Annotated in this window: 1 protein-coding gene; it reads left to right on the top strand. The window is 73.6% G+C overall.

Translation table 11 applies throughout. The annotated features are described in order from the left end of the window. Positions 1 to 768 (top strand): DMT family transporter (locus tag AC27IQ_RS25635; RefSeq protein WP_487091318.1); only part of this gene is annotated, 768 nt, incomplete at its 5' end. Between the last annotated feature and the right edge of the window lie 222 nt (positions 769 to 990).

The raw sequence follows: 990 nt of genomic DNA, 5'->3' as shown, positions 1-990 counted from the left end.
TGGAGTGGCCGTCGCGCTGCTCATGAGCGCCCTCACTGCGACCCAGGACCCCGAGGAGCTGCGCAGCTCATCCCGCCAAAGGACCGCCTGCCCGCGCATTGGCTGGCGCTGGCGTCGGCCGGCGTGGCGGGCTACAGCATCTGCTTTTATGCCGGCGTGCAGCGCACCGGCGTGGGCGTGGGCACGGCGGTGGCCATCGGCAGCGGCCCGATCTGGGCGGGACTGATCCAGGCCGTGCTGCTGCGCTCGCCCCTGATCGGCCTGTGGTGGCTGGGCACCGCCGTCAGCGTGGCCGGCGGCGTGCTGATGGTGCTCAGCAAGGGCGCGGGGGCCGGGCCGTCCTGGCCGGGGCTGGCGCTGTGCCTGCTGGCCGGCCTGTCGTACGCCAGCTACGCGCTGGTGAACAAGCGGCTGGTGGCGCGGGCCTCCACCGGCTGGGTCAACTTCTGCGTGTTCACCGGCGCCGCGCTGCTGGCGCTGCCCATGGCATGGCTGCTGGCCGGCGTGCCGCAATGGAGCCTGCCGTCGCTGGCCGTGGTCGTCTATCTGGGCGTGGTGGTGTCCGGCCTGGCCTATGTGGCGTTTTCCAGCGGACTGCGCCACATCGCCGGGGCGACCAGCGTCACGCTGACGTTGGTCGAACCGGTGGCCGCCTTCGTGCTGGCCGTGGCGATCGTCGGGGAGCGGCAGCCGCTCGCCGCCTGGAGCGGCCTGGGGCTGGTGCTGCTGGGCCTGCTGGTGGTGATCCGCGCGGAGTTGCGCCGGTAGGAGCGCAGGGCGGCGGGGCGGGCGGCGCCTCGCATCGGCACCCTGAAAAAGGGCCCAGGGATGGCTTCCGGCTGACAGACCGGGCCCCCGGCCTGCGGCTAGACTGCCGCCCATGTCGCACCTGCCCGCCCCCGATCCCCGCGCTCCGGCGCCTGCCGAGACCGATTCCGCCACGGCCTGTTGCCGGTTCTGCAGTCTGCGCGGCGGTGCCTGGAACGCCCG

The organism is Acidovorax sp. KPB24-07 (genome assembly GCF_057543315.1).
The sequence above is the reverse complement of the archived record's forward strand: the minus strand, read 5'-3'. Positions and strand labels throughout refer to the sequence as shown.